This window comes from Luteibacter sp. 3190 (assembly GCF_031456385.1).
In the GTDB taxonomy this organism is placed as follows: Bacteria; Pseudomonadota; Gammaproteobacteria; order Xanthomonadales; family Rhodanobacteraceae; genus Luteibacter.
The window spans coordinates 124533-140314 of the sequence record NZ_JAVDUO010000001.1; the positions used below are offsets into that span (position 1 = coordinate 124533).

Genomic DNA, 15782 nt, shown 5'->3' on the forward strand with positions numbered 1-15782 from the left:
ATCAGATCGCCTCGAAGCGGTTCGCGTCGCGGTTCTTGCGAACCGCGGCCGGATCCCACACGCGCCCGTTCATCGCGATGTAGACGCCGTCGGCCAGCGTCTGCACCGCGCCGACGGCGCAGCCGATGTTGAACACGGCGTCGGAACCCTGGAACCGCGCCGGGTTGAGCGCACCCGTGAGCACGATCACCTTGCCTTCGATGCCCGCGAGCACGCGCGCCGTGTCGACCATGGTGTCGGTGCCGTGCGTCACGAGGACATGGCGGTGCGGCTGGGCTTCGATGGTGCTGCGGATCAGCGCGCGATCTTCGTCGGTGACGTGCAGGCTGTCCTTGCGCAGGATGGGGATCACGTCGAAGCGGAAAGCGACGCCCAGCTGCTGGAGGATGTCACCGATCTGCGGCGAACCGATCTGGTAGTCCGACTTGTCGTCGAAATAGACCTTGTCGATGGTGCCGCCGGTGGTGACGATGGTGAGCTGCTGCATGGAGTGACCTGGGAAGGGGGTGAAACGGGGCCTTCATTCTACAGGGTTGTCCCTCGCGAGCAGGGCGTCGTCCTCGTTGGCCGGAAGGGCGAGCCGGTCGAGGCCCCGCTCGATGAAGCGCCGGCAGGCGGCGCGGGGACGGGGATCGCCCGCGGCGTCGCCCCAGTCCGCGGCGCGGACGAGCAGGGCCGCGGCCATCGTCCGCGCCAGGGTGTAGGCGATGCCCCGCGCCGAGGCCTCGAGCGACGCGCGGTCGGCCACGATCTCGCCGAGCAGCGATTCGGTCGCGTCCAGGGCCGCCACGATCGCGTGCCGCTCGCGCGACTCGCCCGCGGGAAGCAGTCCGCCGATCGCGTGCCTCAGCGGCACGATCCCGCTGGACAGGGTCCGCAGCATGTCCAGCGACAGCACGTTCGTCGTGCCCTCCCAGATCGCATACACCTGCGCGTCGCGTAGCAATTGCGGCAGGCCGGTATCTTCGATGTAGCCGGCGCCGCCGAAGCATTCGATCGCTTCGGACACGACGCGGATGGAAACCTTCGCGGTCCACAGTTTCGCCAGCGGCGTCAGCAGGCGGAGCAGCGCGGGCTCGTGCGGCTCGCACTCGCCATGTTCGGTCCGGCCCAGCAGTTCGGCGACGTGGAAGGCGAGCGCGAACGCGCCCTCGAATTCCGCCTGCATGTCGGCCAGCGTGCGCGCGTGCAGCGGGTGCTCGACGAGCCGCGCGCCGAACGCGTCGCGCCGCCTCGCGTAATCGCGGGCGAGCGAAATCGCCCGGGCCATGCTCGCCACCGCGCACACGGCGTTCCACGTGCGCGTGACGTTGAGCATCGGCGCGATCTGCCGCACGCCGTGATCGAGCGGTCCGACGGGCGTCGCCGCCAGCCCGTCGAGATGGATCTCCGCCGTGGGCAGTTCGTGCGTGCCGAGCTTCTTCTTCAGGCGGTCGATCGTGATGCCCTGCCAGGCGCCGTGCTCGTCCTTCGTCTCGACATAGAACAGCGCGAGCGCCGAGGTGCCACCGCCGGCACCCTCGGGGCGCGCGAGAGCGAGCGCGGCCTCGCCGACGACCGCCGAACTGAACCACTTGCGCCCGTACAGGCGCCATTGCCCCTCCGCGTCCTGGCGCGCCACGGTCTCGGTGCGGCCCACGTCCGAGCCGCCCGGCGTTTCGGTCATCCACTGTCCCGAGAGCCAGAAGGTCGCGGGGTCGCGGCTGAGGAACCGGGGCAGCGCGCGTTTCATCAGCGCGGTGTTGCCCGACGCGTGCAGCGCCGTGGCGGCGCCGTCGGTCATCGCGAGCGGGCAGCACCAGAATTCGCTGGCGACGTGGTAGAGGTAGACGCGGGCGAACTCCTCGACGCGCGCCCAGGGCGTCCCCGCATGGCCGGCCGCGAGCACCGCGTGGCGGGTCGTCAGTGCCGGGCCTTCCTCCCAGGCGGGCGTGAGGGCGATCCGGTCGACGCGGTTGCCCCAGGCGTCCCATTGCGTGAGCACGGGCTCGACACGCGGCGTGCGCGTACGGCGATCCCAGGCCATGACGGCGTAATCGCCCAGCGCTTCGAGATCCGGCCGCGCGTGGTCCAGCCGGTCGGCGGGCAGGCGATTGTCGAGCCACGCGCTGAGCACGCGATCGTGGCGGAAGGGATGCGCCAGTCGCGGCGCCTCCTGCACAAAACCCATCGTCATGTCCTCGAGCCGGCGTCGATGCGCCTAGCGTGCACCGCTGCGGCGTCGTACGCCAGCGCCGAGCGTGCCGATCAGCAGCAGGGTGAGCGCCACCTCGATGAACGCGAGCCAGCGGTCGCCGGTCGAGCTCCAGGCTTCCGCCACGCCATGGCAGAAATAGAACAGCGCGAGGATGCCGACCCAGAGCAGGGCACGCGTCACGTTGGGCAGCGAAAAAAGCGGAAGCAGCAGCGCCGGCACGGTCAGGGCGAAGGCTACCCACGTGGGGATGGCGACGGGCGGGTAGAGCGAATACCACAGCACCTGCACGAGAAGGAGGCCCGCCCATGCGGCCAGGCCCACCTTCTGCGCCGTGCTCAGCGCCACGGTCATGCCGGGGTTCCCAGGCGTCGCGCGACGTCGGCGAGGCGTTTGCCCAGCGCCCGTGCCAGTTCGCGTTCGTGCTCGCTGATCGCGTTGTCGCCGCGCGTGCCGGCGACATGGCTGGCGCCGTATGGTGTGCCGCCCGTCAGCGTGGCGTTCAGGGCGGGCTCGGTGTAGGGAATGCCGACCAGGAGCATGCCGTGGTGGAGCAAGGGCAACGCCATCGACAGCAGCGTGGCTTCCTGTCCGCCATGCATCGTGCTGGTGGACGTGAACACCGCGGCGGGTTTGCCCGCCAGCGCGCCGGAAGCCCATTCGGCGCCCGTGGTATCGAGGAAGTGTTTCAGCGGCGCGGCCATGTTGCCGAACCGCGTCGGGCTGCCCATGGCCAGCGCCACGCACTCGACCAGGTCGGCACGCGACACGTACGGCGCGCCTTCCTCGGGCTCGGGCGGCATGGCCGTCTCGGTCACGGGCGCCACCGGCGGCACCTGGCGCAGGCGCGCGCGCATGCCGGGCACTTCCTCGACGCCACGCGCGATGAACCGGGCGAGCTGGGCCGTGTGGCCGCTGCGGCTGTAGTAGAGTACGAGGACGTCGTGGGACATGGATGGCCACCTTTACGAAGGCGGTTAGTCTCGCAGAACTGACACGTGTTCCCAATCGTTCGGGATGAGGATGGACATGCCGCTGCGCATCGACCGCGACCGCGCGCTGAGTTTTTCGCGCTTCACCTGGCTGCGCTTCGTCGACGACAAGTGCTTCGAAACGGCGGGCGCCCTGTCGTACACGACACTGGTGTCGCTGGTGCCGCTCACGGTGGCCGTCTTCGCGATCCTTTCGGCGTTCCCGGTGTTCGCCGAGTGGCGGGGCGCGCTCGCCAACTACGCTTTCCAGAATTTCGTGCCGGCGACCGGCATGAAGATCCAGGAATACATGCTCGCCTTCGCCGACAAGGCGAGCCAGCTGACGGGCATCTCGATCCTGGTGATGCTGTTCAGCGCCGTATCGATGATGGTCAGCATCGAGGATCGCCTCAACCGGATCTGGCGCGTCCGCAAGCCGCGCGGCTGGACCTCGCGCCTGCTCCTGTACTGGGCCGCGCTCACGCTGGGCCCGATCCTCGTCGTCGGCGGCCTGGCGCTTTCCTCGTACATCGCGGCGTTCCCGCTGCTGCACGAGGCGGCGGACACGCTGGCGACGCAGAGCAGCCTGCTCAACCTGCTGCCCTTCGCGATCACCTTCGTCACCCTCGTGCTGATGTACACGATGATCCCCAACCGCCGCGTCTCGTGGCGGCACGCGGCCATCGGCGCGCTGTTGGGTGCCATCCTGTTCGAAGCCGCGCGCTGGGGTTTCGCGCAGTTCATCCGCAATTCGCCGAACTACGAGGAGATCTACGGCGCGCTCGCCGCGATCCCGATCTTCCTCCTGTGGATCTACCTCTCGTGGATCATCGTGATCCTCGGCGCGTCCATCGCGGCGTCGATCTCCGCGTTCGAATACGTCGTGCCTCACGAGGCGCTGCCCGAAGGGGCGGAATTCATCGGCCTGCTGGTGGTGCTCCAGCACTTCGTCCATGCGCAGCGGACGGGGGAGAGCGTCGACCCCGCCATCGTGCGCGTGCGCGAGCCCTATCTGCCGTCGAGCGCGATCGCCTGCTATTTCGACGACCTGCAGCGCGCGGACATGATCCAGCGCGGCGAAGCCGGCGGCTGGCTGCTCACCCGCAGCCTCGACGCCACCGAACTGCTGCGCGTCTACCGCTGTACCCAGTACCGTCTGCCGCTGCATCCCCGGGAACAGGTCCAGCGTCTGGGAATCGTTCTTCCACCCGAGCTTCTCGGGTTGCTGGATAATCTGGCCGAAGCGCTCGACGCCACGCTCGGCGCGAGACTCGACGCCCTTTTTCCGCCCCCGCCGGTTCCGGTCCCCACCGAGGATTCCCCCGCATGATCCGCCGCCTGCTCGCCGCCGCCGCCCTCGCGACCGCTCTTCCCGCGTTCGCCGCGGACGACGTCAAGGTCTACCAGCTTTCCGTGAAAACCCTCGACGGCAAGCCGTTCGATCTCGCCGCGCAGCGTGGCAAGTGGGTGCTCGTCAATTACTGGGCGACGTGGTGCGTGCCGTGCATCAAGGAGATGCCGGACATCTCGGCGTTCGTGAAAGGCCGTAAGGACGTCACGGCCATCGGTCTGGCGTACGAGGACACGGACCCGAAGGAGATCGAAGCCTTCCTCGGAAAGCACCCGGTGTCGTACCCCATCGCGCAGGTCGACGTCACCGCGCCGCCGAAGGATTTCGGCGAAGCCAAGGGGCTGCCCACCAGCTGGCTGATCGCACCGGACGGTCGCCTGGCCAAACGGTTCGTCGGTCCCGTGACCGCCGAAAAGCTCAGGGACGAGATGTCGAAGCATCCGAACCCGAAGGGGTAGCGATCATGCAAGCCACGCGTTTCGTCGTCAGGGGCAAGGTACAGGGCGTGTTCTTCAGGGCTTCGGCCCGCGAGCGCGCGCTGGGGCTCGGCCTCACGGGGTTCGCGAAGAACCTGTCCGACGGAAGCGTCGAGGTGGTCGTGTACGGCGACCGCGGCGCGATCGCGTCCATGGAAGAGTGGCTGCGCGACGGCCCGGAGCACGCGAGGGTGGACGAGCTCTACCGCGACGAGCTCGCGGTGCACGAGGTACCGAAGGCGTTCGACGTCCGCTGAAAGCGTCCTCCGGCGCCGGTGTGCGGCGCCGTGATCAATCGTCCAGTCCCTTCGCGTTCGCCGGTCGCGCCAGGAAGGGCACGGCCAGTGTCGATCCGTCGGAAAGGGTGAAGGTCACGACGACCGTGTCGCCGGGCTTCACCGGGTGCTTCGGATTCATCAGCATCACGTGGTAGCCACCCGGCGAGAAGGCGACCTTGCCCCTGGCGGGCACGGGCACCTCGTCCACCATTTCCATGCGGCCCATGCCGGTTTCCGTGCTGCTCCGGTGGATCATCGCCTCGCCATAATCCGCGCTGGTCGCGTCGGTGATCGAGACCTTGCCGTCGCCGGGATTCTCGAACGTGGCGTAGCCGCCTGCCGGCAGGTTGCCGGGCAGCACGCGGATCCACGCGCCGGAAGCTCTCACCGTATCCGTCGCGTGGGCGGCGCCGGCGGCGAGCAGCAGGGCGGCGGCGATCGTGCGAACCATCATGGCGTGGACTCCATCGAAGTGAGCAGGTGCAGGTCGTGGACGATATCGTCCTGCGAGGCGGAGGGCGTGGCCAGCAGGCGCGCCTTGCCGTCGCCGTCGAAGATGTAGATCGCCGAGCTGTGGCTGACCTCGTAATTGCCGTCGCCCCGGTCGGGCTCGCGCGTGAACGCGGAACGATAGCGTTTGGCCAGTGCCTCGACGTCGCGGTCGGAGCCGACGAGGCCGACGGCGCGCTTGTCGAAGGCGTTCACGTAGGCATGCATGATGGCCGGCGTGTCGCGCGCGGGATCGACGCTGACGAACAGGATGCGCACCTTGTCCGCGGGCGCGCCGAGGCGATCGAGCACGACGTGCAGCTGGGTCAGCGTCAACGGGCAGACATCGGGGCAGTGCGTGTAGCCGAAGTACATCACCGTCACCTTGCCCTTGAAGTCGGCGCCGGTCACGGGCTTGCCGTTGTCGTCCGTGAGCCGGAAGTCGAGGTCGGGCAGGTGGCCGGACACATCGTTGAGGCGCCACTCCGGCTGTGGCTCACGCTGGCAGGCGCTGAGGGGCACGAGGGCGAGCAGGGCGATCAGTGCCAGGAAGACCCGGCGGGTGGACGGCGTCATGCGATGCTCCGCGAGATATCCTGCGCAGGATACGCCACCCGCCCGCGCGGGCAGGCGCCCCCGGATGAGGAATGCCTTCGATGCGACAACATGTCCCCCTGACAGAGGCCGTGCTCGTCGGCGTGGCTGGCGCGTCAGCCGTGGCGGTGGGTGCCTTCGGTGCCCACGCGCTGCGCGGCGTGCTCGGCGATGCCGCGCTCGGCACGTGGCACACGGGCGTCGAGTACCACTTCTGGCACGCGCTGGCGCTGGCCCTGGCGGTCGCGGTGCCGGCCGCCGGTCGGGCGCGTCGCGTGGCGGTATGGGCCTTCGTCGCGGGTATCGTCCTCTTCTCGGGCAGCCTTTATGCGCTCGCCCTCGGGGCACCGCGGATCGTGGGCGCGATCACGCCGTTCGGCGGCGTGGCGTTCATCGTGGGGTGGATCGGGTTGGCCATCGCCGTGCGCGCGCGAGCCACGTAGGAGCGCGCCTTGCGCGCGACATGTTGTGGGGTCGCGCGTTCCGGACCTGAGCGCTTCGCGAAACGATGTCGCCACGGATCGGTCGCTATCAGCCTTCCGGATCGTCGATCGGTTCGATGGCCCGCGGCTTCAGCCGTCCCGCGCGGCGCAGCGCGTCGCGCAGCACGTATTCGATCTGCGCGTTGAGCGAGCGCAGTTCGTCCTCGGACCACGCCTGCATGGCCTCCAGGACGGTCGCGCTCACGCGTAGCGGATAGGCTTTCTTCTCGGCCGCCACGATCGGATCAGTTATAGAGCGAACCGGCGTTGACGACCGGTTGCGTGGCCCGGTCGCCACACAGGACGACGAGCAGGTTCGAGACCATCGCCGCCTTGCGTTCCTCGTCGAGTTCGACCACACCCTGCGCGCGCAGCTGGTCGAGCGCGAGGGCGACCATGCCGACGGCGCCTTCCACGATACGCTCGCGCGCCGCCACGATCGCGCCGGCCTGCTGGCGCTGGAGCATCGCCTGGGCGATCTCCTGCGCGTAGGCGAGGTGGCTGATGCGCGATTCGATGACCTGCACGCCCGCCTTGTTGAGGCGCGCCTCGATTTCCTGGCGCAGGTGGTTGTTCACTTCCTCGCCGTGGCTACGCAGCGACGCCTTGGCATCGTCGTGCGCGTCGTAAGCGTAGCTCTGCGCCATCTGGCGCAGCGCCGACTCGCTCTGGATCTGCACGAAGTTCTCGTAGTCGTCGACGCAGAACACGGCCTCGGCCGTGTCGACGACCTGCCAGACCACGATCGCCGCGATCTCGATCGGATTGCCGTCGTTGTCGTTCACCTTCAGGCGACCGCTCTCGAAGTTGCGCACGCGCAGGCTCACAGGGCGGCGCGAGTAGAACGGGTTGGTCCAGCGCAGGCCCTCGCGCCGCTCCGTGCCGGCGTACTTGCCGAACAGCTGCATCACCTGGCCCTGGTTCGGCTGCACCTGGAAAAAACCCTTCGCCAGGAACGCGAACAGCGGAATGAGCACGAAGGCGCCGGTCGCCGCCGGATTGCCGGCATGCGCGACCTGCCCGAAGACCCAGCCGGCGACGAGAACGATCGCGACGAGGAAGACGAGGATCGTCGGAATCCCCGGAAGGGATGCGGCGGAGCGTTCATTCATGACGGCGGTTCCCCCTGGAAGGTGTGGGGGTAGTTGATATCAAGGTGATATCAGTTTCAAGTGCCGTCACGGCGCCTGGCCACTCCCGCCCTGCGTCCCGCTGGCCGGTACCGGGATGTCCATGAGGTTGGACCCCGGCAAGGCGCGTTCGATGCGGATGCTGCCGAGGGTGCTCATCGCGGCGAAGAATCGCCAGGGCTCGCCGCTTCCGGTGCCCATGGCGATATGGGTGGAATCGAAGCGGCGCTGCGCGGAGTCGAAGCTGATCCAGCGGTTGTCGATCCACGCCTGCGCCCACGCGTGCGGAATGAAGACGCGGTTCGCGCCGCCCATGCGTTCCGCGTAGACGATGCCGGTGACGACGCGTGCCGGGATGCCGAGCGCGCGTGCCATGGCCGTCAGGAGCACCGCGTGTTCGGTGCAGTCGCCGCGCCGCGTCGTCGCGGTCTCGAGCGCCGATGCGTATCCGACGTCCAGCCCTTTCGCGGTGATGTATTCGGAGAGGAAGGTGCGCATGCGCCGCATGCGTTGCAGGTCGCTCCTCGCGTCGCCCGCGGCGAGTTTCGCCAGCGCGATCACCGGTTCCGCATCGGACTGCACCCAGGGATTCGGCGCGGTGTCCTCGGGCAGGGGGCCGGGCTCGTCGCTGTGCCGCGAGCCGAAGCCCACGTCGACGAGGTAGACCCCGTCGCCCAGCGAGTACACCTTCTGCTCGTCGGTCTGGACGAAGGGATTGGCGTGCTTGCCGCGCACGCTGATCGTGTAACGCACCGGCGCGACGCGCAGCGCGGCGACCATGGGTCGCGGCGAGACGATCATCGCGGCGCGGAGCAGGTCGATGTCCTGGTCGGGCGCCTGTGCGCACGCGGCGTCGCAGGCGGCCATTTCCAGCCGGAACCCGAGCAGCGGCGCGACGCTGCGGCGGATGTATCCGTTGTCGTCGACCCAGATGTCCACGCTGTGGTCGGTGGCCGATCCGGCGATGGACTGGCGCAGATGGTGCAGCCTTTCGCGGGTCTCGTCGGGCATCGTCACCACTTCCCGGCCGATGACCGTCACGTCGACGTTCGCCACCTGTTGCTTCGTGGAGTCGAAGTTCCGCACGCGGTAGGTGGTCCCCGGTCGGAACCCTTGGCGGACGACCGTCAGGCGCTGGCCTTCCGCGAGCGTGGCGCCCGCAGGCCAGATGAGGAGGTCGATCTTCGACTGGCCGCCGACGGTATTGGAGATCTGGAACAGCCCGTCGTCGCGCACCTGGCCGGTCGCGAGGTTCTCCTGGCTCGACATCCGGGTGCTGGCATAGAAGGCGAGAGGGGCGCCCGACGCCGATTCCGTCGAACGCAGCTCCGTGCGAAGCGCCATCGGCGTCTTCGCCCGGGTCATCCGGAAATCGAGGACCTGACGGGTGACCACCCGGTCGGCCTCGACCTCGCGGTCGATACGCAGGCTGCCCACCTTGCGACCGTCGAGCAGGACGGTCATCCAGCGTTCCTCGGCCGGAACGGCCGTGGGAAGCGCGCACAGTACGGCGAGGACGGCCAGGCAGCGTCTCATGAGCGTACGTCCGGATTGTTGGGGACGCCTTCATCACAGCACGTTGGCGCCGCGAGTCAAGTGCCCCATTCGGCGTGGTGCGGCTCAGTGCTTCCCGTTCGACGGAGGTGGCTCCCTGGTGTTCGGCTCCCGGGGCAGGACCCGCTGCACGGGCGCGGGCGCCTTGTAGATCACGCCTTCGACGGGCGACACGCGATCGATCCTGATCCGGCCCAGCGACGCCATGGCCGAAAAGAATCGCCAGGGGTCGCCATTGCCGACGCCGAGGGCGATGTGCGTCGTGTCGAAACGCACGTTCGCGGAATCGAAGCTCACCCAGCGCCCGTCGATCCACGACTGCACCCAGGTGTGCGGCACGTAGACATGCGAGGCCTTCGCGAAACGGTCGGTATAGACCAGCCCGGTGACGATGCGCGTGGGGATGCCGAGCGAGCGGCCAAGCGCAGCGAGCAGCACCGCGTGCTCCGTGCAGTCGCCCTGTCGGGTGCGCAGCGTTTCGAGCGCGGACGCGTAGCCCACGTCGAGCGCGGTAGGCTGGATATAGCCGGACACGAAGCTGCGCAGGCGGAGCATGCGTCGCATGTCCGTATCCGCGCCGCCGGCCGCTTCGCCGGCCAGCGCGACGACGTCGGGATGGTTCGACTGCACCCATGGATTCGCGGCGAGGTCTTCCTTCGTCGGGCCGCTCTCCTTCTCGTGCGCGCGCGGCGCGCCGATCGTCACCTCGTACACGCCATTGCCGCGCGACTCGACCTGCTGCTCGTCGGTGACCGCGAACGGGCTGGCGAGGTCGCCCGACACGATCATCGTGTAGCGCGCCGCCTGCTCGCGCAGCGCGGGCGTGATGAAGCGCGGCGCCATCACCATCGCCGAGCGAAGCACGTCGACGTCCTGGTCGGGCGCGTTGGCGCAGGCTTCGTCGCACGCCATCAACTCCATGCGATGGCCGATCGATGGCGAGAGCCCCTTGCGCATGTTGCCGCCGTCGTCCACCCACAGGTCGAGGCGCTGGGCTTCGCCTGATCCGGCGAGGCTCTGGCGCAGGTGGTGCAGGCGCTCGTCGCCGCCCGGCAGCTCGACGATCTCGTCGCCGACGACCTCGACGTCGAGCGTCGCGACCTGCTGCTTGGTCGGATCGAAGTTACGCATCGTGTACCGATGTCCCGCCGCGAAGCCCTCCCGCACGATCGCGAGGCGCTGGCCTTCGCCCAGTCGCGCACCCTCCGGCCAGCTCAGCAGGCCGACCGATGTCTGTCCGCCCACGCGCGTCGTGACCTGGAAACGGCCGTCGTCGCGACGATGTCCCTCGATATGCGTTTCCTGGCTCGACGAGCCATTGCGCGAAACGAACGCGAGCGGTTCCCCGTCGGACGACTCCGTCGTGGTCGTCGCACTGCGGATTGTCAGGGGTGCGGAGCCTCGGGCGACACGAAGTTCGATCGTCTGCGAGGTACGCACGTCGCCGTCGCCGGCGTCGCGTTCGAGCTGCATGTTGCCGACCTTGCGGCCGTCGAGCGTGACGGCCATCCAGGTCGTCGTCGCGGTCGCGTGCGTCGCGCCGATCGACAGCAGGCAAAGCAGGGTGGCGATCCGTCGTCTCATGGCGCGTGTCCTTTCTGTCGGGTGGTTCATCGGTTCGGGTGCCGTGCGATCAGGGTTTTCCGCCGCTGGCGGGCACGTTGGTCGGCGGATGGTAGGGTTCGGGCCGGTTCATGCCCTGGAAGGGGTCGGGACGCGTCGGCATCTGGCGGAAGGGCAGGTCCACCTTGCGGATCGTGATGGAGCCGAGCGCGCCGAGCGACGAGAAGAATCGCCACGGATCGCCGTCGCCGACGGCGAGCGCGATGTGCGTGGCGTCGAAACGGCCGATCGCGGAATCGAAGCTCACCCAGCGATCCTTGATCCACGCCTGCACCCACGTATGCGGAACGAACACGCGCGACGCGCCGGCGTAGCGCGGCATGTACACGAGGCCCGACACGATGCGCGTGGAAATACCGATCGCCCGACCCATCGCGGCGAGCAGCACGGCGTGCTCGGTGCAGTCGCCACGGCGCGTCTGGAACGTCTCGAGGGCCGACGCATAGCCTACGCCGAGGTCGTTGATGGCGATGTAGCCCGAGACGAAGCGGCGCAGTCGCGCCATGCGGTCGCGGTCGTTGCCGGAACGTCCCACCACTTCGCGCGCCGCCTCGACGATCTCGGGCGCGGTCGACTGCACCCACGGGTTCGGCGCGGCATCGCCGGGCGTGGGACCGTCGTCGTCCTTCCGTACCTGCGGCGGGCCGATCGTCAGCTGATAACCGTAGTCGTGCGCCACGACCTCCTGTTCGCCCGTCTCCACGTACGGATTGCGTCGATCGCGCGGTACTTCGATCGTGTAACGCAGGGCGGCGTCCGACATGTCCCGCGGGATCGTCCGCGGCGATCCGACCATCGCGGCGCGCAGGATGTCGACATCCTGGTCCGGCGCATGGGCGCAGGCCTCGTCGCAGGCCAGGAGTTCCATGCGCTTGCCGAGCATCGGGCGCACGCTGCGACGCGTGTCTCCCCGGTCGTCGACCCAGATGTCGATCGCGGCGCCCTGTGGCCGCGCCGCGAACGTCTGGCGCAGGTGGTGGAGGGTTTCGTTGCCCGATGGCAGCTCGACGACCTCGTCGCCGACCACGGTCAGCGCGATGTCGGCCACCTCCTGCTTCAGCGCATCGAAGGTTCGCATCGTGTACGTCGTGCCGCCGGCGAAGCCATGGCGCACGATATCGAGACGCTGGCCTTCGCTCAGCAGCGCGGCGGTCGGCCACGTGAGCAGGCCCACCGAGGCCTGCCCGTCGACGTCGCGCGACACCTGGAACGTGCCGTCCGTCCGCGCGAAGCCCTCGACCGTCGTCGTCTGTCCCGCGGACGTCGCACTCGCGGTGAACGCCAGCGGTGCGCCGGTGCGGGATTCTTCGAACCGTCCTTCCGTGCGGAGTGGCAGTCCCGTCTTCCAGCGCATGAGGCGGTAGTCGAGAACCTGGGTGGTGACGACGCGATCGCCGTCGACGATGCGATGGATCTCGGCATGCCCCACCTTGCGGCCGTCGATCGTCACGGCCATCCATGTCCCGATGTCGGCGGCGTGCGCCGACGACACCGCGAGAAACGCCGCGATGACGACGAAACGGGGTCGCGCGCGCACTCGTCCTTGATGACCGGGCATCCACGCATCACAGCGCATGCGGTCGCGGGCGTCAACCCGCATCGCGCTCGGCCGGGCCGGTACAATGCCGCCATCCATATCGAGGACCGCTCCATGAAGACCTTCGGCACGCCGCACTCCCACACCGCGATCAGGGTGCTCCTCCTTGGATCGGGCGAGCTCGGCAAGGAGGTCGCCATCGAACTGCAGCGGTTCGCGGTCGAGGTCGTCGCCGTCGATCGCTACGCGAACGCACCCGCGATGCAGGTGGCTCATCGCAGTCACGTGATCGACATGCTCGACGGCGCCGCGCTGCGCGCGCTGATCGAGGAGGAGAAGCCCCACCTCGTCGTGCCGGAGATCGAAGCGATCCACACGCCGACCCTGATCGAGATGGAGAAGGAAGGCCTCAAGGTGATCCCCACCGCGCGCGCCGCGTGGCTCACGATGGATCGCGAGGGCATCCGCCGCCTCGCCGCCGACGAACTGCACCTGCCCACCTCGCCGTTCCGCTTCTGCGATACGCGCGAAGCCTTCCTCGCCGCGGTCGCGGAACTCGGCACGCCGTGCGTCGTGAAGCCCGTGATGAGTTCGTCCGGCAAGGGCCAGAGCGTCGTGCGCACGCCGGACGATGCCGCTGCCGCGTGGGACTACGCGCAATCCGGCGGCCGCGCGGGGAAGGGCAGGGTGATCGTCGAGGGGTTCATCGACTTCGACTACGAGATCACGCTGCTGACCGTACGCCACCGTGACGGCGTATCCTTCTGCGCGCCGATCGGGCATCGCCAGGAGGACGGCGACTACCGCGAATCGTGGCAGCCGCAGCCGATGAGCGACGCGGCACGCGCCGACGCGGAGCGCCAGGCCGATGCGATCACCGCGGCGCTCGGCGGCTGGGGCGTGTTCGGCGTCGAGTTCTTCGTGCGCGGCGACGAGGTGATCTTCTCGGAGGTCAGTCCCCGTCCTCACGACACCGGCCTGGTGACGCTCATTTCGCAGGATCTTTCCGAGTTCGCGCTCCATGCGCGTGCCATCCTCGGCCTGCCCGTGCCGGAAATCCATGCGTTCTCGCCCGCCGCGTCGTGTGCCGTCCTGGTGGAGGGCGAGGGCCACGCGCCCACCTATCACGGCATCGCCGACGCGCTGGCGGAGACGGGCACGATGTTGCGGATCTTCGGCAAGCCCGAGGTCCGCGGCCGTCGCCGCATGGCCGTGACGCTCGCCCGGGCCGGCACCGTCGAGGAAGCCCTCGAGAAGGCGAAACGTGCCGCCAGCCGCATCCGGGTGGAGCTCTGACGCGTCTCCCGCCGCCCTGATTCCTCAACGGCCGTTCACGGCCGGATGTTAAGCTGCCATGCTCCTATGGACGACCGATGGCCATGAGCGGACGCAGAGACCACCACGATCGCGACGCGCGCGCGCGCACCGAACCGACCCTCGGCCGGCTCGACGACCTCGACCGGCCCGCGTCGCCGCCCGACGACGGGCTGCCGAGCATCGTCGTCGACTCGCCTCGCCCGCGCAGTGGTGGCGGCACGCCTCCGCCGTCGCGTGGCACCCGCGGCCCGCGCCGGCGTGGCTGGCTCATTCCCGTTCTCGTGCTCGTGCTGATCGGCGCGGTCACGGCGTTGTGGCTGCAGCAGGATCGTCTTCGCGGCATGGTGCCCGCCACCGAACTCAACGACACGCTGGCGCAGGCGAACCACGCGCTGGAGACGGGGCACCTCGACGGCACGAACGGCGACAGTGCGCGCGAACTCTTCGAAAAAGCGCGCGATCAGCAGCCCGATAGCGACCAGGCGCGGGATGGACTTCGTCGCGTCGGCCAGGCCGAGATCGCGCGGGCGGATGCGGCGCTCCAGGCGGGGCGCCTCGACGAAGCCGAGGCGGCACTGAACGTGGCGCGCGAACTGCTCGGCGGCGGCAGCGATGTCGAACAGCTGGCACAGCGGCTCTCGCAGGCGCGCAATCCGCAGGATCGCACGGAGTCGCTGATCGACCAGGCGCAGAAGGCGTTCGCCGCGGGCCGGCTCGATGGCGACGACGGCGCGGGCGCGCTGTACCGCCGCGTGCTCGACGCCGACAAATCGAACGCGGTGGCCGCGCGTGGCCTCGACAAGGTCGGCGACGGTCTCGCGGCGCAGGCGCGACAGGCGATCGCCGACAACGACAGGACGAAGGCGAATGCCCTCGTCGATCGCATCGCCATCCTCGTGCCGGGTTACGGCGACCTGCCGTCGCTGCGGGCCGCGCTCGCCGAAACGAAGAAGCAGGACGACCAGGCGGTCAAGGCGCTCGTGCAGCAGGGCAACGACGCGATGCGCGCCGGCCGCTTCACGGGCGGCGGCGACGACAACGCGCTCGCGCGCTTCCGCGCCGCGCTCGCGGCCGATCCCGACAACGCCGAGGCGAAGGCGGGTCTGGGCCAGGTCGCGCAGGCCCTGATCGTGCAGGCCAACGCCGCGCTCGACAGCGAGGACGACGACCAGGCCACGCGGCTGCTCGACCAGGCCGAAAAGCTCGCGCCGAAGTCGGCCGAACTCGCGGCCGCTCGCGCGCGCATCGCTGGCGGCGACGTGAAGGCCCGGCAGTCGAGCGGCGCTGTTCGCGCGGCGGACGACGACGGCGACCTCGCGCAGGCTTCGCTCGCGGTCAGTCCCGAACAGAAGGCCAAGGTGGCCGAGCTCGTTCGCCGGGCGCAGTCCGCCGCCTCGCGCGGCGACATCATGGATCCGCCGGGCGACAGCGCGTACGACCTGTACCGCAACGCGCTAGCCATCGACGGTAACGACCCCGCGGCGCGCGCGGGCCTGCAGGGCCTGCCCACGCAGGTCGAGAAGCAGATGCAGCAGGCGGTGGCCAACGGCAACGTCCAGCGCGCGGAGAACCTCTACGCGACGCTCGCCGATCTCGCGCCGGGCGACACGTCGCAGGGCGAACTGCGTCACCGGCTCGGTAGCGCGTGGATCGACAACGCGCTGCAGCGCGCCGGGCAGGGCGACCGCCAGGGTGCGTTCCAGGCGCTCGACCGCGCCCGCCGCTACGCGCCGGACGATCCCCGCCTGCAGAGCGCGTACGAGCGCATCGCGACGGGCCGGTGAGG

Annotated in this window: 17 protein-coding genes; 6 read left to right on the forward strand and 11 right to left on the reverse strand. The window is 69.2% G+C overall.

All coding sequences use genetic code 11. From position 1 onward, the window contains the following. Position 1 precedes the first annotated feature (1 nt). Genes J2X58_RS00590 through wrbA form a run of 4 tightly spaced genes read right to left on the reverse strand, consistent with a single transcriptional unit; the run spans position 2 to position 3147 of the window. A complete protein-coding gene (locus tag J2X58_RS00590) occupies positions 2–487 on the reverse strand; it encodes an asparaginase domain-containing protein (RefSeq protein ID WP_090054791.1) in 486 nt (161 codons plus the stop codon). Between the two features lie 33 nt (positions 488–520). Continuing rightward, positions 521–2170 (reverse strand): acyl-CoA dehydrogenase family protein, encoded by a 1650-nt coding sequence (locus J2X58_RS00595; RefSeq protein WP_310045881.1) that lies wholly within the window; start codon positions 2168–2170, stop codon positions 521–523. Between the two features lie 30 nt (positions 2171–2200). Beyond that, positions 2201–2548 carry a DUF2069 domain-containing protein gene (locus J2X58_RS00600; RefSeq protein WP_090054787.1) on the reverse strand — a complete coding sequence of 116 codons (348 nt, stop codon included), beginning with the start codon at positions 2546–2548 and terminating at the stop codon, positions 2201–2203. Further along, positions 2545–3147, reverse strand: a complete 603-nt coding sequence (gene wrbA / locus J2X58_RS00605; RefSeq protein ID WP_090178280.1) for an NAD(P)H:quinone oxidoreductase — start codon at positions 3145–3147, stop codon at positions 2545–2547. Before wrbA ends, J2X58_RS00600 begins: the two co-directional genes overlap by 4 nt. A gap of 76 nt (positions 3148–3223) precedes the next feature. Between wrbA and J2X58_RS00610 the strand changes: the two genes are divergently transcribed. The 3 genes from J2X58_RS00610 to J2X58_RS00620 are packed head-to-tail and all read left to right on the forward strand — an operon-like array spanning position 3224 to position 5249. Continuing rightward, entirely contained in the window at positions 3224–4495 is a 1272-nt protein-coding gene (locus tag J2X58_RS00610) for a YihY family inner membrane protein (RefSeq protein WP_310045882.1), read from the forward strand. Then, positions 4492–4974, forward strand: coding sequence for a TlpA disulfide reductase family protein (locus tag J2X58_RS00615; RefSeq protein ID WP_310045883.1), 483 nt, complete (start codon positions 4492–4494; stop codon positions 4972–4974). Before J2X58_RS00610 ends, J2X58_RS00615 begins: the two co-directional genes overlap by 4 nt. Positions 4975–4979: 5 nt before the next feature. Then, complete coding sequence (locus J2X58_RS00620; protein ID WP_310045884.1) at positions 4980–5249, forward strand: acylphosphatase; 270 nt, start codon at positions 4980–4982, stop codon at positions 5247–5249. A gap of 34 nt (positions 5250–5283) precedes the next feature. On the opposite strand, the gene J2X58_RS00625 is transcribed toward J2X58_RS00620, so the two are convergent. Both J2X58_RS00625 and J2X58_RS00630 read right to left on the reverse strand, forming a co-directional pair. Next, positions 5284–5724, reverse strand: coding sequence for a copper chaperone PCu(A)C (locus J2X58_RS00625; protein WP_310045885.1), 441 nt, complete (start codon positions 5722–5724; stop codon positions 5284–5286). Then, on the reverse strand, positions 5721–6335 hold the full coding sequence (locus J2X58_RS00630; RefSeq protein WP_310045887.1) for an SCO family protein: 615 nt from the start codon (positions 6333–6335) through the stop codon (positions 5721–5723). The genes J2X58_RS00625 and J2X58_RS00630 overlap by 4 nt, the downstream gene beginning before the upstream one ends. 80 nt (positions 6336–6415) lie before the next feature. On the opposite strand from J2X58_RS00630, the gene J2X58_RS00635 reads away from it, so the two are divergent. Next, complete coding sequence (locus J2X58_RS00635; protein ID WP_310045888.1) at positions 6416–6796, forward strand: DUF423 domain-containing protein; 381 nt, start codon at positions 6416–6418, stop codon at positions 6794–6796. Positions 6797–6884: 88 nt separating this feature from the next. Here J2X58_RS00635 and J2X58_RS00640 read toward each other — a convergent pair whose 3' ends face one another. From J2X58_RS00640 to J2X58_RS00660, 5 genes are all read right to left on the reverse strand, one after another. Next, positions 6885–7073, reverse strand: coding sequence for an Arc family DNA binding domain-containing protein (locus J2X58_RS00640; protein ID WP_090054777.1), 189 nt, complete (start codon positions 7071–7073; stop codon positions 6885–6887). Between the two features lie 7 nt (positions 7074–7080). After that, a complete protein-coding gene (locus tag J2X58_RS00645; RefSeq protein WP_090054775.1) occupies positions 7081–7947 on the reverse strand; it encodes an SPFH domain-containing protein in 867 nt (288 codons plus the stop codon). A gap of 66 nt (positions 7948–8013) precedes the next feature. Further along, positions 8014–9501 (reverse strand): transglutaminase-like domain-containing protein, encoded by a 1488-nt coding sequence (locus tag J2X58_RS00650; RefSeq protein ID WP_310045889.1) that lies wholly within the window; start codon positions 9499–9501, stop codon positions 8014–8016. Positions 9502–9585: 84 nt separating this feature from the next. Further along, the gene (locus J2X58_RS00655) at positions 9586–11103 is read right to left on the reverse strand and encodes a transglutaminase domain-containing protein (protein ID WP_310045890.1); all 1518 of its coding nucleotides are present in this window, start codon (positions 11101–11103) and stop codon (positions 9586–9588) included. 49 nt (positions 11104–11152) lie between these two features. Then, on the reverse strand, positions 11153–12679 hold the full coding sequence (locus J2X58_RS00660) for a transglutaminase domain-containing protein (RefSeq protein ID WP_310045892.1): 1527 nt from the start codon (positions 12677–12679) through the stop codon (positions 11153–11155). A 114-nt stretch (positions 12680–12793) separates the two neighbouring features. Between J2X58_RS00660 and purT the strand changes: the two genes are divergently transcribed. Beyond that, complete coding sequence (gene purT / locus J2X58_RS00665) at positions 12794–13975, forward strand: formate-dependent phosphoribosylglycinamide formyltransferase (RefSeq protein ID WP_310045893.1); 1182 nt, start codon at positions 12794–12796, stop codon at positions 13973–13975. 83 nt (positions 13976–14058) lie between these two features. Next, complete coding sequence (locus tag J2X58_RS00670; protein ID WP_310045894.1) at positions 14059–15780, forward strand: hypothetical protein; 1722 nt, start codon at positions 14059–14061, stop codon at positions 15778–15780. The last annotated feature ends 2 nt before the right edge of the window (positions 15781–15782 follow it).